This window comes from Subsaximicrobium wynnwilliamsii, from assembly GCF_007997225.1.
GTDB lineage: Bacteria > Bacteroidota > Bacteroidia > Flavobacteriales > Flavobacteriaceae > Psychroserpens > Psychroserpens wynnwilliamsii.
Genome location: NZ_VORM01000013.1, coordinates 56,423 through 79,115, shown reverse-complemented (window position 1 = coordinate 79,115; position 22,693 = coordinate 56,423). Strand labels below are relative to the sequence as shown.

At 40.6% G+C, this 22,693-nt stretch carries 14 protein-coding genes; 11 read left to right on the top strand and 3 right to left on the bottom strand.

Annotated elements, in window-relative coordinates:
* Positions 1-15: 15 nt before the first annotated feature.
* Positions 16-1,326: a ribosome biogenesis GTPase Der gene (gene der, locus ESY88_RS12015; RefSeq protein ID WP_147086894.1), complete on the bottom strand. Its 1,311-nt coding sequence runs from the start codon at positions 1,324-1,326 to the stop codon at positions 16-18.
* Between the two features lie 232 nt (positions 1,327-1,558).
* Here der and ESY88_RS12010 point away from each other — a divergent pair, with 232 nt between their 5' ends.
* The 11 genes from ESY88_RS12010 to ESY88_RS11960 all read left to right on the top strand — a co-directional run bounded on the left by ESY88_RS12010 (position 1,559) and on the right by ESY88_RS11960 (position 19,473).
* Complete coding sequence (locus ESY88_RS12010; protein WP_147086895.1) at positions 1,559-3,883, top strand: muramidase family protein; 2,325 nt, start codon at positions 1,559-1,561, stop codon at positions 3,881-3,883.
* A gap of 201 nt (positions 3,884-4,084) precedes the next feature.
* Entirely contained in the window at positions 4,085-8,341 is a 4,257-nt protein-coding gene (locus tag ESY88_RS12005; protein ID WP_147086896.1) for a T9SS type B sorting domain-containing protein, read from the top strand.
* Between the two features lie 15 nt (positions 8,342-8,356).
* Positions 8,357-9,295: a PorP/SprF family type IX secretion system membrane protein gene (locus ESY88_RS12000; protein ID WP_147086897.1), complete on the top strand. Its 939-nt coding sequence runs from the start codon at positions 8,357-8,359 to the stop codon at positions 9,293-9,295.
* An 11-nt stretch (positions 9,296-9,306) separates the two neighbouring features.
* The gene (locus tag ESY88_RS11995) at positions 9,307-11,190 is read left to right on the top strand and encodes an OmpA family protein (RefSeq protein WP_147086898.1); all 1,884 of its coding nucleotides are present in this window, start codon (positions 9,307-9,309) and stop codon (positions 11,188-11,190) included.
* Between the two features lie 279 nt (positions 11,191-11,469).
* Complete coding sequence (locus ESY88_RS11990; RefSeq protein WP_147086899.1) at positions 11,470-12,291, top strand: type IV toxin-antitoxin system AbiEi family antitoxin domain-containing protein; 822 nt, start codon at positions 11,470-11,472, stop codon at positions 12,289-12,291.
* Positions 12,288-13,091, top strand: coding sequence for a nucleotidyl transferase AbiEii/AbiGii toxin family protein (locus ESY88_RS11985; protein WP_147086900.1), 804 nt, complete (start codon positions 12,288-12,290; stop codon positions 13,089-13,091). The genes ESY88_RS11990 and ESY88_RS11985 overlap by 4 nt, the downstream gene beginning before the upstream one ends.
* Positions 13,092-13,140: 49 nt before the next feature.
* Positions 13,141-13,380, top strand: coding sequence for a hypothetical protein (locus ESY88_RS11980; RefSeq protein ID WP_147086901.1), 240 nt, complete (start codon positions 13,141-13,143; stop codon positions 13,378-13,380).
* Between the two features lie 240 nt (positions 13,381-13,620).
* On the top strand, positions 13,621-13,971 hold the full coding sequence (locus tag ESY88_RS11975) for a PIN domain-containing protein (RefSeq protein WP_223270808.1): 351 nt from the start codon (positions 13,621-13,623) through the stop codon (positions 13,969-13,971).
* Positions 13,958-14,140 carry a hypothetical protein gene (locus ESY88_RS11970; RefSeq protein ID WP_147086902.1) on the top strand — a complete coding sequence of 61 codons (183 nt, stop codon included), beginning with the start codon at positions 13,958-13,960 and terminating at the stop codon, positions 14,138-14,140. Before ESY88_RS11975 ends, ESY88_RS11970 begins: the two co-directional genes overlap by 14 nt.
* Before the next feature lie 147 nt (positions 14,141-14,287).
* Positions 14,288-15,229 (top strand): toll/interleukin-1 receptor domain-containing protein, encoded by a 942-nt coding sequence (locus ESY88_RS11965; RefSeq protein WP_147086903.1) that lies wholly within the window; start codon positions 14,288-14,290, stop codon positions 15,227-15,229.
* A gap of 287 nt (positions 15,230-15,516) precedes the next feature.
* Positions 15,517-19,473 (top strand): AsmA family protein, encoded by a 3,957-nt coding sequence (locus ESY88_RS11960; RefSeq protein ID WP_147086904.1) that lies wholly within the window; start codon positions 15,517-15,519, stop codon positions 19,471-19,473.
* A 233-nt stretch (positions 19,474-19,706) separates the two neighbouring features.
* Here ESY88_RS11960 and ESY88_RS11955 read toward each other — a convergent pair whose 3' ends face one another.
* The gene (locus ESY88_RS11955; protein WP_147086905.1) at positions 19,707-21,068 is read right to left on the bottom strand and encodes a UDP-N-acetylmuramate--L-alanine ligase; all 1,362 of its coding nucleotides are present in this window, start codon (positions 21,066-21,068) and stop codon (positions 19,707-19,709) included.
* Positions 21,069-21,586: 518 nt separating this feature from the next.
* On the bottom strand, positions 21,587-22,543 hold the full coding sequence (locus ESY88_RS11950; protein WP_147086906.1) for a tetratricopeptide repeat protein: 957 nt from the start codon (positions 22,541-22,543) through the stop codon (positions 21,587-21,589).
* Positions 22,544-22,693: the final 150 nt, after the last annotated feature.

Here is a 22,693-nt window from a genome sequence, read left to right as displayed (position 1 = left end):
GCTAATTAAAACAGTTTACTTTTTACGCATATAGACACTTATTGGGACACCGTGAAAATCGAATTCCTCACGTAATTTATTTTCCAAATAACGCTTGTAAGGTGGTCTTACATATTGGGGCAAGTTACAAAAAAACGCGAATTGCGGTTGCGGCGTAGGCAACTGCATGATGTACTTGATCTTAACAAATTTTCCTTTATATGCGGGTGGCGGATAATTCTCAATGATGGGCAACATGACCTCATTGAGTTTGCTGGTCTTGATTTTTTTGGTTCGGTTGTTGTAAACCTCCACTGCAGTTTCAATGGCCTTGTAAATACGCTGCTTGTTCAATACCGATATGAACACGATAGGCACATCTGTAAACGGCTCGAGTTCTTTTTTGATTTCGCGTTCAAAATCACGGGTGCTCAAGGTATTCTTTTCTACCAAATCCCATTTGTTGACCAAAATCACGATGCCTTTTCTATTGCGCTCTGCCAACCAGAAGATGTTTTGCACTTGGCCGTCAAAACCTCGAGTCGCATCTAAAATTACAATACACACGTCGCAATGCTCAATGGCTCGCACGCTTCGCATTACCGAATAGAACTCCAGGTCCTCCTTCACTTTTGACTTTCTGCGAATCCCTGCAGTGTCCACCAAGTTGAATTCAAAACCATAACGGTTGTATTTGGTGTCTATGGAATCTCGCGTAGTACCCGCAATATCGGTTACAATGTAGCGCTCTTCCCCAATCAAGGCATTGATAAACGAAGATTTGCCCGCATTGGGACGACCAACCACTGCAAATCTTGGCAGCTGCGCTTCTTCAGTATCCCGAGCTACTTCTTTAGGCAACGCCTCAACCACGGCATCCAACAAATCGCCAGTACCACTGCCGTTAATGCTGGCAATGGTAAAGTATTCGCCCAAGCCTAAGGAGTAAAACTCCACAGCATCCTCGGCGCGTTTATTATTATCTACTTTATTGATTACCAATAAAACGGGTTTCTCCACTTTTCGAAGCAATTTGGCGACATCCTCATCCATGCCCGTGACGCCAGATTCTACGTCTACCATAAATAATATGACATCTGCTTCTTCTATTGCCAAGACCACTTGGCGGTCAATTTGGACCTCAAAAACATCATCGCTGCCTTTCACATACCCACCGGTATCTATAATGGAAAACTCTCTTCCGTTCCAATCACTTTTGCCGTAGTGACGGTCTCTGGTCACACCGCTCACTGCATCTACAATGGCCTCACGCCTTTGAATCAATCTATTGAATAAGGTCGATTTCCCAACATTAGGACGACCCACTATGGCTACAATACTACTCATTTGTTCTTTAATTAAGTGCACAAAGATAGTATTTACAGTCTATTTAACAGTACACTGCAAACCTCATTTACACGAATTGAAAAATAAGTGAATGTTTTTTAGTTGCTTTGGCAAATACGCAAGCATCCCACTTGTTAATATCCTGTTGATAATAAGAATGGAAACACAGGGTTTAGTGGGTTTTTTTAGTAATTTTAACACTTGATTAATCCTAGTTAAACCTTTACAAAGCATGTGGCGATTTTATTGGCTGCTCATCATTTTTATTTTAAGCTTTTCCCTCACAAACGCTCAAGACAACGTCATTGAACACGCCATTCAAAAAGGCGAAACGGTTTATGGGATTTCAAAAACCTATGGCGTGAGCATGGAGGCCATTTTTGCGCTCAATCCTGGCTCACAAGAGGTCATTTATGCTGGCGAAAGCTTACGTGTCCCTGAAAACGGTCAAACTCCAAACACCCCAAACACAAATCCTGGAACATCCAATGGCTCAAAATACGTGGTGGTTCGCGGGGACACCAAATCTGGTCTGTCTAGAAAATTCGGGATTAGCATCGCTTCTTTAGAACAACAGAATCCGCAAATCGTGCCCATGCTCATGGCGGGTCATGTACTTAACATCTCTAAAAATTTTAAAGTTCAAATCAACTCTAAAAACGGCGAGCACTTTGTGAATAAAGGCGAAACGCTCTGGGGAATTGCACGAGCTAATGGCATTAGTGTGAATGCATTGATTGCTGCCAACCAAGATCGTTTGGATGGCGTGCTCAAAGCAGGCCAAACCTTAAGGATTCCCGAAAAGAATTCGGCATTTTCAACTGGCGGAGATTACATCGTAAAAACAGGTGACACCAAGTGGGGCTTGTCCAAAAGGTTTAATCTGAGCATTGCGCAATTGGAAGCCAAGAATCCGCAAATCGTGCCGATGCTTATGGCGGGACACCGGCTAACACTAGACGCAGACACCGAAGCCCCCGTTGAAACCACAGCAAGAGTTAGCGAAGTCAATGAAATTGAAACAGCGCCGGTTGCTGAAAATGAGCCGGAAGCCATTGAAACCACGATTCCCGAAATTGACACTAGCCTTATTTCTGATACCGGTAGTGCTTCGGAAGAAAATACAAGTCCGCCTATTATCGCTACTGAAGGAAACACCTCTGAAACCGAAGTAAGCCTGCCTTCCGAAGCTGAAGAAGTCAAAAACATAGATAATAACATCGAAGCATTTACCGAAACTCAGAATCCAGATGGTGCCAGTACAGCGATCTACAAAGATTATGTGATCCAAGCCAAGGAAACCCTTTACGGACTTTCAAAAAAAGCGGGCATGAGCATGGAGGCTTTTGTGGCATTGAATCCGCAACTGTCAAACGGCGTTGCTAAAGGCGCTGTGATAAAAATGCCGATAAATCCTGGTGTTTTCAACAACCAAGATAACGAAACCTCAACGATCGTCACTTCGGAAATCATTAGAACCAACCCCAACGAAACGCTGTTTAGGAGATTGGATAAAGACAAAAGAACCGCCCTCTTTTTTGGGCTTCAATTTGCTTTGGAAGATTATGAAAATGGATCACTGGCCAAAAATGCTTCCGATGATGCAGCGCTTCAAAAACACATCGATTTCTATCAAGGTGCCGAAATGGCGATAGATTCCGCCCGTAGCTTGGGATTGAACTTTGACGTTTCCTTCGTTGAACGAAGTGCTTCCGGAAAATTCTCAAGATTGAAAGTGGATAATACTTCCGAAGAGAATGCGGTTATCGTACCCTTTTTAAAAGCTAGAGAAACGTATCCAAAAGTGATTTCCAAAAGTCCAACCGCCATTATCGGGCTGAGCTCCAACAGCATCAACAGTGACAGCAATACCGTGTATGATGCCCTACCCTCCCAGTTGGAACTCAAAACCAGAACCCTCAATTATATTGCTGAAAAAAATGCGCAAATCATTGTGGTTAGCGATTTAGACGAAGCCAGAAATAAGGATCTCATTCTAAACATAATCCCAGATGCCCAATTTTTAAAAGTGGATAAGACCGGTTTTTTCGTGAACAATGATCTCACTGCGGCGTTGCACAAAGAGAAACTCAATTATGTTATTTTAGATACCGACCGCACCATCGTTTTCCTAAATGCCACGACTGAGTTTATGGGGAAACTCTCAGAGTATGATATTGAAATGGTCTTGATTGAATCGGCATCGCTACCAAAACCCGGACAAGTCTCTGACATGCGTTTTCGTATTTTGAAATTGATATTTCCATCGGTAATGCCCATTGAAAAAGATGAAATGTTACTCCAATTTGAGCAGGCCTACAAAACCCGATATGACGTGGAAGCCTCTGAAAATGCCATTTTAGGTTTTGACACCACTTTTGATGTGTTATTGAGACTGAGTCAAGCTGCTGGTTTTGAAAATTCAGTAGAGACCCTAAAATCCCAACAACTCCTTTTAAAATTTGATTATGAAAAATCAAATGATACTATTTTTGAAAATAAAGGCCTCTACTTGCTTCAGTACGGGAATGGCAATCAAGTGATCGAAATCGACTAAGCGCCCAATAAAACCTCGTTATTTACTGATTTTAAGCAGTTTAGAATAAAATCTGATTATGTTGTTAATTCAAGGCTGTTTATTTATATTTGTTTTCCCTCAATACAACAACTTACTGAAATTAAAGCTGAACTTTTGATGTCTGATTTTTTAATCCATAGCGTCGATTTCTCTAAAGATCATTGTTTTTAAAAAATTTTAATGAAAGCCAGACCATATCGCTTAAAAAGTTACCCTAAAGTTTCTGTATTTATTCTTTTTCTAATCGCTTTTGGGTCGCAAATAGCCAATGCCCAGTGCCCTACGGTTACTAATCCAACCCAAACATTTTGTGATGTAGAGTCGGTTTTGATTGGCGATCTTGTTGCAACAGATAACGGTGGCGGTATCGTTTGGTATGAAAGCGCAACATCCACCACTCCCATCCCCAATAATGCGGGACTCAACAATAACGAAGACTATTATGCCGGCGACACCTCAGGCAGTTGCGCCAATCGTCAACGCGTGGATGTGATTATTTTTGGCCCACCTAGCGGTCAAAATTTTCAAGGTGTGTGTTTAGATAATCCTTCAAATGCAACAGTTGCCGACTTGGTGGCCAACGGGAACGATGTACGCTGGTACTCGGCGCCCGCTGGCGGTACGGCCTTGAGCAGCTCGGCAGTTTTAATGGATAATTCCATTTATTATGCCGATCAAGCCAATCCGAATTCCGGATGTAGAACCTCGAGACTTTCAGTATTGGTTAATGTAGGATCCACCCCGGTTCCTGAAGGCGACACCACACAAGACTTTTGCGTTACTCCCACCAGCATACCAACCGTTGGTGATTTGGTTGCTAGCGGTATGAATAATTGGTACCCATCCTTATCCTCTGCACTGCCTTTAGCTTTGGAAACCCCATTGGAGAATGGCCGAACTTATTACGCCACCACCGTAGATCCACCCTGCGAAAGTACCGCACGACTTGCTGTTTTTGTCACTTTCACAAATAGACCAGATCCTGGAACAAATGGCAACGTTGATCTATGTGAAAATAATGCTACTGTAGATCTTTTCAGCATCTTGGGAGGCACGCCAGACAGCGGTGGTATTTGGTCACCCACCTTGACAAGCGGCACCGGCGTTTTTGATCCTGCCCTTGATCCAGAAGGGGTTTACACCTATAGTTTAGCGGCAGAGGCTCCATGTGAGGCCACTAGCGCCAATGTTACAGTTTCATTGGTGCCACAACCAATTGCAGGCAACGATGGCGCAATCACTTTATGCAGCGATGGGGAGACCGTCAATTTATTCGAAAGCCTTGGTGGGAATCCGCAACCTGGAGGTACTTGGTCGCCAGCATTAAACTCTGGATCAGGTATTTTTAATCCAGCAACAGACCCAGAGGGCGTTTACACTTATACCGTTTCTGGCACAGCGCCTTGCGATGATGTCACTGCAAATGTGACGGTTTCCGTAGGGATTTTACCAATTGCGGGCAGCAGTGCAAGTATTGAAATCTGCGATAACATTGCCACCATAGACCTTTTCAACAGTCTCGGCGGAAATCCAGATGTTGGAGGCACTTGGTCACCAGCATTGGCAAGTGGCTCTGGTGTTTTTGACCCTAGTATTGATGCGGAAGGCACTTATACTTATACCGTATTGGGCACTGCGCCTTGCCCCAACGCCTCTGCAACGGTAACGCTCACAATCACCGAATTTCCTGATGCCGGAACCAATGGCGCCATCGAGCTTTGCAGCGATGATGCCACGGTAAACTTATTCAATAGTTTAGGCGGCACCCCAGAAGCTGGTGGTACTTGGTCGCCAGCATTGAGCAGTGGCACAGGATTATTCGACCCATCGGTTGATGCTCAAGGCAACTATACTTACACATTGGCAGGTACAGCACCCTGCCCAAATGCGACGGCAGTGGTAAGCGTATCTGTAATTGTGGCGCCTAATCCAGGGGAAAATGCTTCCGTAGAGATTTGTGGCGATAACGAAACCATTGATTTATTCAACAGTCTTGGTAGTAGCGCAGACACTGGCGGCACATGGTCACCCTCCCTAAACAGTGGCACGGGTATTTTTGACCCGAGCATTGATGCGGAAGGCACCTATACCTACACCCTTTTGGGAACTGCACCTTGCAGCGATGCTTCAGCCAATGTTACCGTAACCATAGTACCTTTCTTGGATGCTGGCTTAAATGGCAATATTACCTTATGTACCAATGATGCGCCTGTGAATTTGTTCAATAGCCTTAACGGAACGCCGCAAAATGGAGGCACCTGGTCGCCAAGCTTAAACAGTGGCAGCGGACTTTTTAACCCAAGTATTGATGCGGAAGGCACTTATACCTATACCCAAACGGGAACTGCTTCTTGTCCGGATGCTTCTGCACAAGTGACGGTTTCTTTGGAAGTGGTGCCAGATGCCGGACAAAATGGAAGCCTACAACTCTGCGGCGACAGTGCTGTTGTGAATTTATTTGATAGCCTCGGCGGCACACCTGATGGCGGTGGAACTTGGTCTCCTGCCTTAAGCAGTGGAACTGGGTTTTTTGATCCCAATGTTGATGCTGAAGGGGTTTATACCTACACACAACTCTCACCAACTGCTTTATGTGACGACGATATCGCCACGGTAACGGTTTCCATTTCTGAAGAAAGCGACGCTGGCGAAAATGCATCGGTTACGATTTGCACCAATACCGGCGCAATGGATTTGTTCAACAGTCTTGGCGGCACGCCTCAAGCTGGAGGTACTTGGTCACCCACATTAAACAGCGGCTCTGGTCTTTTTGACCCTGCTCTAGATGCTGAAGGCGTTTACACCTATACCATCACGGGCATTTCACCTTGTCCTGATGATAGTGCCACCGTAAATGTGAGCATTGAAACGGTTCCTGATGCTGGTTTGGACGGAAGCTTACAACTCTGCAGCGACAACGCGCCAGTAAATCTTTTTGACAGTCTTGGCGGAACTCCTGAAGCAGGCGGAACTTGGACACCCACGCTTACCAGCGGCACCGGCGTTTTCGACCCGAATAGCGATACTCAAGGTAGCTATACCTACACCATTAGCTCTGTTTCTGGCGCTTGTCCGGATAACTCGGCAATAGTTACTGTTACAGTTACTGAAGCTGCAGATGCCGGTTTAGATGCTGCCATTGATTTGTGTAGCAATGTGACTTCCGTAGATCTTTTCAACAGTCTTGGAGGCACCCCAGAGCCAGGAGGCGTTTGGTCACCCACATTGGCAAGTGGCGCAGGGATTTTCAATCCCAATCTCGATCCCGCAGGCACTTATACGTATACGATTATTGGTACTGCGCCATGTTCTGAAGTATCAGCAAATGTTACTGTGAGCATCCAGCCCCTCCCAAATGCAGGCAATGATCTAACCTTAGATGTGTGTCGCGATGGCGTGCCAGTCGATTTATTTGAAGAACTTGAAGCTGCTGAACCTGGTGGGATATGGACGCCTGCCCTTGATAGCGGCACCGGTGTTTTTGATCCTTTAGTTGATACTGCTGGCACATACACCTATACCGTAACCTCCAGTTCCTGTTTACTAAGCGACGAAGCATCTGTAGTGGTCATTCTTAAGGACAGTCCAGATGTTACTGGCGCCATCCTCGCTACCGATTTGAATCTGTGTTTGGGCTCAAGTGCTGTGGCCATCGTTATTGGAGCCACTCAATTGGCCGATGGTGTTTATACCATCGTTTATCAACTCACTGGCGCCAACACCGCCACCAACGTGGTCAATATTACTGTAGAAGGAGGCAACTCAACCTTCACGATTGCAGATGCCAATTTTGAAAACGCGGGACTGACCACAGTTACAGTGACCGGATTTTTCTTCGCAGGCGAAAATTGCACTGGTGATGTATCACTTATTGATGCCATATCGGTAAACATTCAGGATCCAGAAACGCCACAATTGATTGCCGGTGGTGCTACGTTTTGTTCCGAAGACAATCCCAATCCAACCATCGCAGATTTAACAGGGAATATTGTGCAATCAGGTAGCATTTTATGGTATGACCTGCCAGAAAACGGAACCGCTTACACCATGACCGATGCCTTGGTAGATGGGCAAACCTATTACGCCACGCTGGTCACAGCAAATGGCTGCGAAAGTTCGGTGCGCTTGGAAGTGACCGTTTCTTCAAGCACTTGCATCAAAGAACTTACTATCCCTGATGGCTTTTCTCCAAATGGCGATGGCATCAACGACGACTTTCATATCGTAAATTTAGAAACCTTATTTCCAAATTTCAAATTGAGCGTATTCAACCGCTACGGAAATATACTTTACGAAGGTAACAGCAGTTCCCAGCGTTGGGACGGCACTTCTAGAAAAGGGGACAGCATCTTACCTGTTGGTGTTTACTTTTATATTTTGGAATTCAATGATGGCGAAAGAAGCCCCCAACAAGGAAGAGTCTACCTAAGCAGATAATGACCACAAATGAAAATGATTCATAAACTTATCACCTACAGTATCTTCACGCTTATCCTCTTTTTGGGATGGCAGGCAAAGGCACAACAAGATCCTCAGTTTACACAGTACATGTATAATATGAGTGTTTTGAATCCTGCTTATGCCACTGCCGATGAATCGACCATCAATTTGGGAACACTCTATAGAACACAATGGGTAGGCTCGGTTGGCGCACCATCAACAGGGACTTTGTTTGCACATTCCAAACTTACCGATCGCCTTGAAGGCGGCTTCTCCATCATACATGACCAAATTGGCGATGTGGTAAAAGAGACCAATGCCTACATTGATGTGGCCTATGTTTTGCCAGCTGGAGAAACTGCAAAAATTTCCTTCGGAATAAAGGCAGGAGCCACGTTTTTCAGTACTGATTTTAATGGATTTATTTATTCAGACCCTTTACCAGATCCTGCGTTTGCCGAAAATATAAGTAGAACCTTCCCAAATATTGGAGCAGGTGTTTTTTATTTTACAGACGCCTATTACCTTGGTCTTTCAGCACCAAACCTATTGCAATCCAAACACCTCAGGGATGAAAGCGGGATTGTAACAGAAGGTACAGAGAATGCCCATCTTTTTTTAACAGGAGGTTACGTGTTCCAATTGAATGAGCGCCTAAAACTGAAGCCAGCCTTTATGACCAGATACATAGGTGGTGCACCAATTGCTGTAGATCTCACTGCAAATGTTTTGATCAACGATACCGTAGAGCTTGGTGCTGGCTACCGTTTTGACGACTCGGTAAGTGCTTTGGTTAATTTTGCAGTAACGCCATCGTTGCGCATCGGGTATGCTTATGATTATACACTTTCAAATTTAGGGCGCTTCAATTCTGGCTCTCATGAAGTGTTTATTCTATTCAATATTAGCAGACTCACAAAAGGCTACGACAAATCACCTCGATTTTTCTAAAGACATACCCCATGAAAATATTGAACTTATATATTGGCATCATCGTTTTTCTCTTTGGAAACCTCTGTTTTTCCCAAAGTCTGAAAAAAGCTAATGCACTTTATGAAAACAGGGCCTATCTCGATGCTGCCGAAATTTACGAGCAGTTACCCAAGACCGCCAAGACCTTAGAAAAACTGGGGGATTGCTATTATTTTAATGCGGAAATTGAAAAAGCCAATAAAGCCTACACTGAAGTTTACAACAAGCGAGACCAAGACAGCCTCTCCGAAGACTTTTATTTCAAATATTTTGACGTGCTCAAAAGTGCCAAGGATTATTTTACTGCCGATCAAATTTCTGTGATGTATCTCAATAACCCTATACACACCGAGAATTTCAAAAGATTGGTCAAGCAGATAAATCCCTATACCTACATCCTAAATAAATTGGGCAATCAAGGTTCAGTCTCTAATTTTGGAGTTGGATACTTCGGAAATAAAATCGTCTTTGCTTCCACCAAAAACATGGAAAGTCCGGAATATAACTGGAACAAAAAATCGTATTTAGACCTTTATGAAGCAACCGTTTCCGAAGGTGATGATAAACAGTTAGACAGTATTATTGCGTTTTCCAAAAACATCAATATCAAAGACCAGCATGAAAGTAGCGCTGTTTTCACGAAAGATGGCAAGACCATGTTCTTCTCCAGGAACCAGAAAAAACGTGTGGCTATCGACTCCAACAAAGTCGCTGTGGTAAGCATCTTTAAAGCGCAACTGGAAAATAATGAATGGCAAGCCATTGAACCGGTAAGCTTTTCAAGTGACAGCTATTCCACGATGCATCCAGCATTAAATTCCGAAGAAGACAAACTTTATTTTTCAAGTGACATGCCAAACAGCTTAGGAGCCTTTGACATTTATTATGTAGATATGGCCGCAGACGGAAGCTTTGGAACACCAGTAAACCTTGGTGCTGCCATTAATACCGCACATCGTGAGCAATTTCCCTTTATCGCGAAAGACAGCACCCTATATTTTGCCTCCAACGGAAAGCAAGGACTTGGCGGACTCGATATTTTTTCAAGTAAATATGAAGAAAACAGCTATCTCGAAGCACTGAATCTTGGTGAGATCATCAATAGTGAAACCGATGATTTTGCATTTGTGGTGCGCGATGCTCTTGATACGGGTTATATGTCCAGCAACCGTGGCGGTATTGATCAAATCTACAGTTTTGAACGCACCCCAGCAGACCGCCAATATTTTGTGGAAGGCCTAGTGACCGATAAGCGCACTGGAGAGTTATTGCCAAATACCGTCGTGACCCTTTTTGACAACTACGGTGATATCATCACTGAAATCACAGTGGGCGAAGACGGCAAATACAAATTGGAAGTCAAACCCAATCAAAGCTATCAATTGGAAGGCTTCCAACCGAAATACATCCCAGAAACCAAATATTTTGACACCAACGACAGAGGCAACATTGAATTCAACATTGAGCTGGGCATAGAATCCTATAATGATGCAGAGGAGATTGTAAACGATCGTGAAGACGGCAACACTTACATTGAATTGGAGAACATCTACTTCGATTTTGCCAAATGGGACATCAAGCCACAAGCAGCAAAAACACTGGATATTTTAGTCAATTTACTGAAAAAATATCCACGTATGGAAATCCAACTCGGCGCCCACACCGATTCTCGAAGCTCGTTTGAATTCAATATGGACCTCTCTGAAAAACGTGCGGCTGCCACTTTAGAATATCTCGTGGAAAATGGCATTCCCCGAAAACGCCTGCGCTCTAAAGGCTATGGCGAGACCAAACCCTTGGTGAATTGTGGCGACGACTGCACCGAAACTGAGTTTTCTATTAATAGACGTTGTGAGTTTTTGATATTGAGGTAAGAGGGAAGGTTGGGTTGTACGGAGTTGTGCATTATGCGGGAAATCGTGCATACCATTAAAATTTGAGCTCAAAAAGCCACCACACAGTCAAGCACATTCCATTTTTCTCGTGCCTCAAAAAATAAAAAGAGCTTGCCCTTTCCCACCGCCACCCAAACCATATAAATTATGTTTCATAGCATTAAAGTCAGAAATAAACTGACTTTAGTACACTAAAAAGTAATTTTAACGAATAACTATTCGTATCATTGTAGTCAGTTAAAAACTGACAGATAAACTATGAGAACAAAAAACATATCTACGCAATCAAGTAATATTCTGACTTACTTTAATACCTTAGATCAAGATTGTTTTATTTATGCTGAAGCAGAAAATGCCTTACCTGCTTCGAGCAATAGTGCCTTAAAGGAATTATTGAGCGATATGGTAAAAAGAGGGCTGTTAATGCGTTTAAAAAAAGGATTGTACTATATCATTCCTTATGAAAAAGATGCAGAATCTTTTATGCCTGATTGGCACCTCATTGCTGGACATCTTACAAAAGGAGAAAACCACTATATTGGTTATTACTCTGCCTTGCAAATACACAATCTGATTACGCAACCATCACTAAAAGAACAAATTGTTGTTTCAAAACAAATGCGACCTTCAATAATTAAAATAAAGAATGTTGATTTTCAATTCATTTACCACAACGAAAATCATTTTTTTGGAGCTAAAAAAATATGGATTGATAGCTTTAACAAAGTCCTTTGTTCAGATTTAGAAAAAACATTTATTGACTGTCTATTCAAACCCGATTACGCAGGTGGAATTGTTGAAATAGCTAGAGCAATTTATACTTCAAAAGACAACATAAAATTCGATACACTTTTTGAATATGCTGAACGCTTCAAATCGCAGGCGGTTATTAAACGTTTAGGTTTTTTACTAGAAATATTGGAAATAGAAACAGCTATTATTCCTAAACTCAACAAACTAAAAACAACGTCTTACGTGCTTTTAGATACCGAATTACCAAAATCTGGTAAAATGATTAGTCGTTGGAGTATTCAACAAAATTTAGAAACGGAAACCATTAAATCTGCCATTTACACGTGATAAAACCAGCAGAAATACAAAACAAAGCTCGTGCAGTTGGTGTACGTGACCAACAAATCGAAAAAGATTATATGCTTTCTTGGATTCTTCAAGGCATAGCTCAACATTCGACACTTTCAAAAACAATTGTTTTCAAAGGCGGAACGGTTTTAAAGAAAGTCTATTTTAAAGATTACCGATTTTCAGAAGACCTTGACTTCTCCTTACTTGATGATACTATAAGCAATGAGCAGATATTTGAATGGTTTACAGAAGTGTTTGAATATATAAAAGAAGAAGCAAATATTCCGCTTGAAATTATTGACAATGACGAACATCAAGATGGTGGAATTAACTTTTACATCAGCTATGTTGATCCGCTTGGTGGTTTGGGTGCAAACAAAAAAGTGAAAGTTGATATTTCGAGAAGTGAAAAATTAGTTTTTGAACCAGTTTTAAATGATGCATTTATTGATTATACCGACCAAGAAGAACACCAACTACTCTGTTATTCTTTAGAAGAAGTATTGGTTGAAAAGCTACGTTCGGTAATGCAAAGAATGCAAGCTCGTGATTTTTATGATATATGGTATTTATTGGAAATACACAATATGGATATTGATTTTCACATCGCAGAGTTTAGACAAAAATGTGAAAGTAAAGACATTGACCCTACAGACTTCCATACCAAACTGGAACAAAGATTGCCTCAATACAAAGGACGTTGGGAAAAATCTTTGGCAGACCAAATTCAAGATTTGCCAGATTTTGAAACTGTTTTACGTGAAGTAATGCGTCATTTAAAGAAATTAGAGCTCTAATGAAACATTTATGTTCCACATGACCTTTAAAAAAGAATAAATAAGACAGATGAAATCAACCGAAATAAAAACTAACTTACAATCTTTGATTGCTAACTTCTCAAAAGAAGGAATTATCTATGATTTGTTGATTGCTTACGGAATTTCAAAAACATCTGTAACTCGACTAAAAAAAGGCGATTACAATTTTGCGAAAGTTGGTGGCGAAACCAAACCCTTAGTGAATTGTGGCGACGACTGCACCGAAACTGAGTTTTCTATTAATAGACGTTGTGAGTTTTTGGTTTAAGGTATTAAAAGGTAGGTTTGTAGGAAGTTAGCGCCAATGCGAAAATCGAGCTTCGAAACAACAATTTTTACTTGAACGAAACTCGTGATTTTAAATTCGTAGATTTGAGAAAGTCAAGTTGACCATTTGAAACAAAGAATTTAGATTGACACTTCAATCGTCGGCGGATAATTTGACGAAGAATTTAAAGAGGCAACAATTGCGCTATTTGAAAGACTGGAAAACGATGAAATTATATTTGTGGTTTCTGACTTACTCGATTTGGAATTAATATATGCGCCTGAAAAAGTCAAAAACTTATTACAAAAATATTCAGCCGACAAGTTTGAGCGGATTGAACTGAACAAAGAATCGATCAATCTCGCTGAAAAATACATTGCTGAAAAAGTAGTCGGAAATACGAGCGTTGAGGATTGCCGACATATTGCTTTGGCGACAATCAATAAAGTTGACGTTTTGGCATCTTGGAATTTTAAACATATTGTAAACTTGGACAGAATAAAGGGTTATAATGCGGACAACCTCAAATCAGGTTACCAAATGATAGAAATTAGAAGTCCTAAAGATTTGAGAAACTATGAAAACGACTAAAAAAGAAAAAACAACTGCCCGTCCGGCAGGCGGGTTCGACGCGGTAAAAATGATGCGTGATATTCGGGACAATATTAGTGCCGAAACTCAAAATATGAATTTCGACGAATTAAAAGCTTATATGAAAGCTAAAATTCAAGATAGTAAATTAAAACCCGTTGGAAAATAAGCACTACTGGCAACACTGTTTCTATAAGCCATAGCTAGGTCTATACTTATCTGGAAATTCTTGGGAATTTTCCAGCGGTGTTTTGTGCTTTAATGGTTGTGTGTGAGACACGCAACGGCTCTTACAAACAAAACGTTAGCACATTGGATGAAGAAACTGCAAAAAATTGAATTGATTGATAAGATTGGGAGAGAACTTCAAGAAAGAATGAAGTTCAATGAAATTGATGGCTATTTTGAAAGTTACGGAATACCAACTGACCACCAACCAAGTTACAACAGTAAATACGTTTATGTTAAAGAAGTTTTGCCGAAAGTAAACGATGAAATTGTATTAGAAATTGCGTCTGAATTAGGAATTGAACACGAAGCTGTTTTTTCAATTCCTGTAATAGTAAAAGAAAGTGAAGCAACATTTTGGAAACCTGGACATTTTAAACTTTTTGTTAGTCATTTAGCGAGTTTTAAAAAAACAATCGGAATTTTAAAAGCAGAACTTGAAAAATATGGAATTTCGTCATTCGTAGCACACGAAGACATTGAGCCGACAAAACAATGGCAAGACGAAATCGAAAAAGGATTATTTTCAATGGACGCTTTTTGTGCTGTATTAATGGAAGGGTTTAAAGAAAGTAATTGGACTGACCAAGAAGTAGGAGTTGCTGTTGGTAGAAATGTATTAATTATACCTATTCGCAGAGGACTTGACCCTTACGGGTTTATTGGAAAATATCAAGGATTTCAAGCAATTGGAAAAAATGTAGGTCAAGTAGCAGAAGGAGTATTTGAAATTATCTCTTGTCACAAAAAGACGAAATCAAAATACTTGAATACTCTTGTAGAATTAATTTTACTTTCAAATACGGCCAATCAAGGAATTGAAAGACTAAAGGCCTTGAAAAAAGTTAAAGATTTGCCGAAGGAAAAAGTTGAATATTTACAAGACAAAATAACAGATAACGAAAACCTTAAGGAAACAAGGTTTTTAAATCCTTTTAATGAAATAGCGTGGAGATATAAATTAGAAGGACTAAGTCTTGAATCATTTGAAAAAGTAATAGAAGAGGATTATGACGATTTACCATTTTAAAAACGTGCTATAATACCGAATAAAATTAATTGCTTAGTATTCGCCTTCTTACGAAATTCCTCACGGATTTTCTATTCGGCTTTTATATGCTAAATTAGTTACTCAACTACGGAACTAATCTTATATAACAACGGTGGTGCCTACAAACCATTAACAGAACCCAACAAAACAGTATCAAGCACTGCTTATCAAGACCTAAGTCAGCAACTTCAAGTCCTTTTGTCTTTTATTGCACAACAATGATTTTCAATCCGAATATTCTTCTTATTTTTCCATAAAATCCAACTTTGCAAAACCCAGAACCTAGGCAAAATAAATCGACTTCCCTCAAATGGCGGAAACGAATACTAGTGGCGCTTGCGGTTCTTATCCTATTTCCAACGGCACTTTTTACCATAGGCTGGTTTAACAGAGACACGGTTATTGATGCCCTGCAAGACTGGTATGGCGAGAACAGTTCTGGCACATTAACTATTGGAAAGGTGAATGCCAGTTTTATAAGCGGATTCCCGAAAGTTGGTTTTACCCTGAAAGACATCGAGCAAACCAGCACAGATACCATTCTAGATAAATTCTCCAGCATCAACATTGAAGAAGCCAAGATTGTGATTGGCGCAGGAAACCTTTTAAGTGGTAACATCAAAATTGAAAGCATAAGGCTTAAAAATGCAGTGATTTCTTCAGAGGTCATTTCCAAAAAATCCTTGGGGTACCATCAACAATTAAAAAGAGACAAAGCCAACAAAAAGCACAAGGGAATCATAATGCCAGAATGGCTGCATGCCGATGGCGTTAAATTTGTATTGGAGAACATTACATATGTTACTAAGGACAGTATTTTGAATAAATATTTCAACTTAGATATCCATAAAATTGAAGGATCTTACAAAGGCAATAAAAATCAACTACTGGGAAACCTTTTTATGGATGTCACGGTCAATAATCTGGGTTTTAACACCAAAAAAGGAAGTTATTTCAACGGCGCTCGTGTTACTGGTAGTCCAGATTTTACTATTGATTTGGAAAACGACAGCATTTCACTTCCCGAGTTTTTATTTAAAGTCGATGCACAAAATTTTGACTTGAGTGCCAATTTTGACTTTTCAAGCTCCAATCATTACGAATTCAAACTTCAAAATCTAAAAACTAATTTTAATGCCACTAAAGGGCTATTGCCAGATAGTTTGGCGGCTAAAGTTGCAAAATTCGACATACAAAAGCCCTTCGAAACCAAGCTCCAGCTAAGGGGTAAATTTACTTATGGCAATAATCCCGATCTCGAGATCCATTTTTCAACCGACAGCAATGCCGTTAATGTCGGGCAAAAAATTCATCTCAAAAACACATCCTTCAGCGGAAATTTAACAAATGACATTTACGAGACAGATAGTCTGAGAGATGCAAAAAGAACAGTTAAGGATCTAAAAGTGACCTTCAACAATTTGAATGCTGATTTAGGTGCTATTAAAGTTGATATCAACAACTCCTATTATAAAAGTACGCCAGAAACATTGAACTTTATAAAAGCTCAAATCAATCTAAACGGAAGCAATGAGGCACTGGCTAAACTCATTGAAATGGATAATTTTGATTTTGAAGGTGGCACGTTTCAGTTAAATGCTGTCATTTCTGGGGACATTAACACACCAAGTGAATTTATCAATAAAGCCACCGGCCATTTCAATTTAGCAAATACAAGGGTCGTTCTTAAAAAAAACGGACTGCAATTACCCTTAGAAACCATTGATGTATCCTTGGAAAGAGAACACTCCACTTTACGACAATTAATCGTTAATCTTCCAAATGGTGAAGATCTTGTGCTCAAGGGCAGCCTTAAAAATATCGCTGGGCTTTTGTCAAAAAATCCAACAACCCCAACAACAAGCAGTATTTCTCTCAACTCTAAAAGACTCAACATCAACAACATTATTGCCTTGTCAAAACAATTCATTCCAAAATCTCAAAAAAATAGGGATGACCGTAAAACCCTGCACGAAATCTTGAATGCTGTTTATAAGCAATTTCATCCCAGCTTCGACATAAACGTGGACGCTTTAACCTTTAATGATTTTACTATAAACGATTTAAGATCTCATATAGATTTGGTCGATTCCAAAACCATTCTGATGCGTAGTTTTGATTTCGATTATTATGGTGCTTTTACAAGTTTGAAAGGAAGTGTCGTTCTGCCCGAAAATAATTTAAAAGATGCCATTTATATAAATGCTGAAGCGACATCGCGTGGCAACATTAGTGTTTTTGAGCAATTGTTCGACATTCAGCTGTTTAGGTTTGACGCTGGCGACTACCAATTCCACGGAAATGTGAAAGGAAACGTGAAAGAATTCAATGAGATTCTAAACAACGCAGAAGGTGATTTTACCTTAACCAATACGAAACTCCATTATCCCCCAGCGAACATGGATATTGATATCGACTCTTTGGCTCTCTTTGTTGATAATGCCGATTTGCATCTCAAAAAATTCAATTTAGAAATTGGGGAACTTTATCCAATCAAACTCAGCGGGAAAATTACTGGTTTCCCTAAGTTCTTGATGGACGATGCACAAGATTCTGCAGCCATTTTTTTAAAAATCAACGCCCCTTTTATAGATAGCAATACATGGTTGACCACCCTAAATTCATTGAAGTACGACGATAAGTTAAAGACCCCAAAAGGCAACAGTGGTATGTTCCGACTTTTTAAAGACCTCAATACATTCAATCCTGAAATCGAGATTGAAATAGACTCACTCAAATACAAGGATTTAATTACAGACCAGCTTAAAGCGAAGGTTTATTTTGAAAATGATTCCATCCTAAAATTGAACAATCTGAGCCTTAATTATAAGCAGACTACCGCCAACATTAGCGGTAAAGTGAAGGCGCATATAGCTCAATTAGATACCTTAGACACCAATCCTTTTGATCTTGATGTTTTGGTTAGTGTGGATGGGAAGTCCGAAGATTTAAATGATTATTTGAAAACTAAAAACTTCATCTTCAAATCGGGCGACTTTGAGTTTAAATGGCACTATAAAGCACAATCTAAGAATCTTGAAATTGTGAATCCCACAGGGTCTGGCGATCTCAAAATAAGCAACACCCTTGTGGACTATACCGCCGCAGGACTTCAAATCCCCGTTGACAGCTTGCACATAGCAATCGATAATGATGTCGCAAGGCTCAAAACACTCGATATTGACTTACCTGGCAAGAGTTCGGTGTTTTTTTCGGGTGCCATCAATCAGTTTTCAAACTTTATCAATAATGACCGAGATGAAAAGGTTCATAGCTCCAATTTTTTGATCTATTCTCCTTATTTAGATGATTCAGACATCAAGGCATTTTTTGCGAACGCATCGTCTAGAACCAAAAAACAAAATGCTGACGAAGGCGCTCTAAAAACATTTAAAAAAGCCTTGGTTGGGATCAATTCGTCTTTTTATCCCACTGCAACCGTAAAAATTGACACCCTTAGACATGATGATTTACAAGTAACCAATTTTGGAATACAGCTGTTGTTTGATCATAGAGGCAATTTTGAAATTCAAGACACGCATCTTAATTTTTATGGTGGTTCATTGGCTCTAAATGTTGATGTAGGATTGCAAGCTAAAAACGACATACCTATTAATATGGAGATGCGAGCAGATGCTATCAATCTCAATGAGCTGGTCTCTCAATTAAATTATTTTAACGATGACGCGCTTAGAAATGCCGAAAAAATTGAGGGCACTCTTAATTTCAATATCGAAACCATTGGAAAGCTGAATTACGATGGCAAGGTGGATATGAATTCCTTGAATGGCAAGCTACACCTTGACCTATCTAATTTCAAACTTTACAATTACAAACCCATTGTAGAAAACTCGGTTTTGATGAAGGACGAGCGTTTTGAAAAATTAAGCTTTAGGCCAATCGTTCAAACCTTTGAAATCAGGAATGGTGAAATTATTATCCCCAGAACCGAAATTCAATCCTCTGCCATTCATTTTTTTGCTGAAGGTCGCTTTAAACTTAATGAGTATATGAATGTATGGCTGTCCTTACCTTGGAAAAACTTAAAAAGCAACGACGGTTTAACCTTACCTGAAAAAACCACCTTTGCGAATGCAGGTTCTAAATTTTACCTGCAACTTGTTCAGGATAAAACCGAGGAAAAAGAAAAAAATCGTGACCTGAAGGTTAAATTTAGGCTAAGCAATAGGAAGTTGGGGAAGATGAAACAAGCCCAAAATTAGGAGTTGGATGATTATTGCGAGCAACCCGAATGACATCTAGAATGCGTTTATCTTATATCCATTTTAAATCTTCAATGCGGTAAAAAAGTTTGCTTCTATAAATTTTTAAGAAATGAGAGTTTGGATAAAAACGACATATATTTAGCTCGCAAACCTGCCTGCCGGCAGGCAGGTTTGCGAGAAAGCATATACAAACTCACATTATGAAGTCAAAAGCCTTATTCATCCATCTTTTATTGAGATTCCAAAAACGTCCTCAACTCATCAAAATCCAAGCCACCATAATTTCCAGAGCTCATCAGTAGCAAGGTCTTGTTTTTGAAATCCTGAGCATATAAAAAGTCCTTAAACGCTTCCGCATCGGTATAGATAATTAGGTCGTCACGCTCAAAAGCATCGGCGATTTGGGATTTTGAAATCGGTTCCAGCTTTTTCATTTCCAAGGCATGTGGCGAGTAAAATACCACCGCAGTATCGGCTGCATCCAAAGCGCCTTTATATTCCTTTAAAAATTCAGCATTCAAACTGCTATAGGTATGCAGCTCCAAACAAGCCACTAAATTGCGATTATTGTATTGTGCTTTAACCGCTTTGGTGGTCGCTTCCACCTTACTTGGCGAATGCGCAAAGTCCTTGTAGGCCACCGTGTTTTTGGTTTCAGCAATTTTTTCCAAACGTTTGCTGGCGCCTTTAAAGCTGGCAATAGCCTCATAAAAATCATCCTCATCAATGCCCATGTGCTGACAAATCCATTTAGCACCCGCCAGATTATTTAGGTTGTGCTCGCCAAAAACCGCTACTGGCAAATCGCCTTCGGGTGTTGTGAGAAATGTTTGTCCGTCTTCAATATGATAGTCGGGCGTGCTATAGGCAATTTTTCTTATCGCATTATCGCTGGCCTCCACGACTCGCTTCACTTCTGGGTCTTCCTCATTGTAATTGATGCTTCCGCCACTCACGATGCTATCCACAAAAATTGAAAATTGTTCCACATAATTCTCATAGGTAGGAAATACATTGATATGGTCCCAAGCAATTCCGCTTAACAGTGCAATATTGGGTTTGTATAAGTGAAATTTTGGACGCCTGTCAATTGGCGAACTTAAATATTCATCGCCTTCCAAGACTATAAAATCGTTGTCATCGGTGAGTTTTACCATGACGTCAAAGCCTTCCAACTGTGCACCCACCATATAATCCACATCCCGGTCATGGTAATGCAGCACATGGAGAATCATGGAGGTAATTGTGGTTTTGCCATGGCTACCACCAATGACCACTCGGGTTTTATGTTTGGATTGCTCGTAGAGAAATTCCGGATAGCTATAAATGGTCAAGCCCAGTTCTTGAGCCATCAACAACTCCGGATTATCGGCTTTGGCGTGCATGCCCAAAACAATGGCGTCTAAATTAGCGCTGATTTTTTCTGGATACCAACCAAAGCGTTCTGGCAGTAAACCAACAGCTTCCAACCGCGATTTGGAAGGGTCAAAAATCTCGTCGTCGCTACCTGTTACCTGATAGCCTTTATGATGAAGCGCGATGGCGAGGTTGTGCATGGCAGCACCGCCAATGGCAATAAAATGTACGTTCATGGATTGTAATTTATGAATTTCAAATATAGTTTTTAGACACGAATTTCACTAATTATCACGGATTTTATCATGGGTTATTCCACAGAGATGCGCGGAGGTTTCACGGAGATACGCAGAGAAAAATATAAGAACTCTGCGACCCTCTGTGTCTTCTCCGCGGAACTCTGCGATATAACCTGAAGCTATTCCACAGAGATGCGCGGAGCTTTCACGGAGATACACAAAGAAAAATATAAGAACTCTGAGACCCTCTGTGCCTTCTCTGTGGAACTCTGCGATATAACCTGAAGCTATTGCACAGAGATTCGCGGAGGTTTCACAGAGATACACAGAGAAAAATATAAGAACTCTGCGACCCTCTGTGTCTTCTCCGCGGAACTCTGCGATATAACCTGAAGCTATTCCACAGAGATGCGCGGAGGTTTCACGGAGATACACAAAGAAAATAATAAACCTCTGCGACCCTCTGTGTCTTCTCCGCGGAACTCTGCGAAATAACCTAAGGCTGAGACTGTAAACTACAACTTCAAAATCTGCGCCCGCTCCTTCCTAAAAGGTTCAATCTTTGGGAGTTCAACAATTGCCATATCAATGAACTCTAAAGCCTTGACCTTATCCTTTTTATAGCGCTTAATTTGTGCCAGTCGGTAGTACGCCCAAGCTTTTGGCACACCATCCTTGGCGGAATGGTTTTCTATGTAAGTGAACAAACAGTTTTCACCTTTTTCAAGTTGGATGTTATACTCTGCACAGACTTTCCCAATTTGATAATGCATGGCATTGCGCTTGTGGGTTTTAACGGCATCTTCCATCGTGGAAATCGCCTTTTCTGGCTGTTTTTCATTTTCGTACAATGTGGTCAACTTCTCGTAACAAGTAAAAGAACCACCTTCGGCAATGGCCATTTTGTAATATTTTTCTGCTAAGTCAGGGGATTTATCGTATTCGTAAATATAACCTTTGGCCAAATAACCGTCAACCGTGGATAAGTCCTGTAACTCTTCAGCATATTTTAGGGAGCTGCTCTTACTGCCGCCAATAATACCTGGGAGTTGCATGTAAAGCTCCACTAAAGCCCAGCGGGTTTCAATGTGATTTGGGTCTAATTCCGCAGCTTTCAAAAAAGCGGTTTTGACATCATCAATGATGAGCAATGCGGAAAACTTGCTTATCCCGAGCGCCTTCATTCCCAAAGCACCACCATACTTATATTGAAAATTGGCATTGCTCGGCTCCAAATCGACCAAGCTTTTATAGTATTCTGACGCCTCATCCCATTTTTTCTGATAGCCATAGGCGTCGCCCAGCAACTCGATACTTTTCTTATCGGTTTCATGTTTAGCAACATATTTTGAGAGCAATTGCTCCGCTTTCAGATAGTGTTTATCTGCAATGAACTTTTTTGCCTTATCTAAATCGGCCTGCCCCAAAACAACAAACGGAACTAAAAAAATTAGAAACTTTATATATCTCATAACATTGATTACGTAAAGTACATACCACTGGTTTTGGTATCATTCTTGATTTGACTGGGCAAAGGTAAACAGTTTAGTCTTATATTTCTTAACTTCCCTCAACCAAACGACCACGACACTCATTTGCTGTTTTTAATGCTGAATTTAAGG

Excerpts from the sequence above, each read along its gene's own strand:
- der (WP_147086894.1), bottom strand. The coding sequence starts at position 1,326 with ATGAGTAGTATTGTAGCCATAGTGGGTCGTCCTAATGTTGGGAAATCG.
- ESY88_RS12010 (WP_147086895.1), top strand. The coding sequence starts at position 1,559 with ATGTGGCGATTTTATTGGCTGCTCATCATTTTTATTTTAAGCTTTTCC.
- ESY88_RS12005 (WP_147086896.1), top strand. The coding sequence starts at position 4,085 with ATGAAAGCCAGACCATATCGCTTAAAAAGTTACCCTAAAGTTTCTGTA.
- ESY88_RS12000 (WP_147086897.1), top strand. The coding sequence starts at position 8,357 with ATGATTCATAAACTTATCACCTACAGTATCTTCACGCTTATCCTCTTT.
- ESY88_RS11995 (WP_147086898.1), top strand. The coding sequence starts at position 9,307 with ATGAAAATATTGAACTTATATATTGGCATCATCGTTTTTCTCTTTGGA.
- ESY88_RS11990 (WP_147086899.1), top strand. The coding sequence starts at position 11,470 with ATGAGAACAAAAAACATATCTACGCAATCAAGTAATATTCTGACTTAC.
- ESY88_RS11980 (WP_147086901.1), top strand. The coding sequence starts at position 13,141 with ATGAAATCAACCGAAATAAAAACTAACTTACAATCTTTGATTGCTAAC.
- ESY88_RS11970 (WP_147086902.1), top strand. The coding sequence starts at position 13,958 with ATGAAAACGACTAAAAAAGAAAAAACAACTGCCCGTCCGGCAGGCGGG.
- ESY88_RS11965 (WP_147086903.1), top strand. The coding sequence starts at position 14,288 with ATGAAGAAACTGCAAAAAATTGAATTGATTGATAAGATTGGGAGAGAA.
- ESY88_RS11955 (WP_147086905.1), bottom strand. The coding sequence starts at position 21,068 with ATGAACGTACATTTTATTGCCATTGGCGGTGCTGCCATGCACAACCTC.
- ESY88_RS11950 (WP_147086906.1), bottom strand. The coding sequence starts at position 22,543 with ATGAGATATATAAAGTTTCTAATTTTTTTAGTTCCGTTTGTTGTTTTG.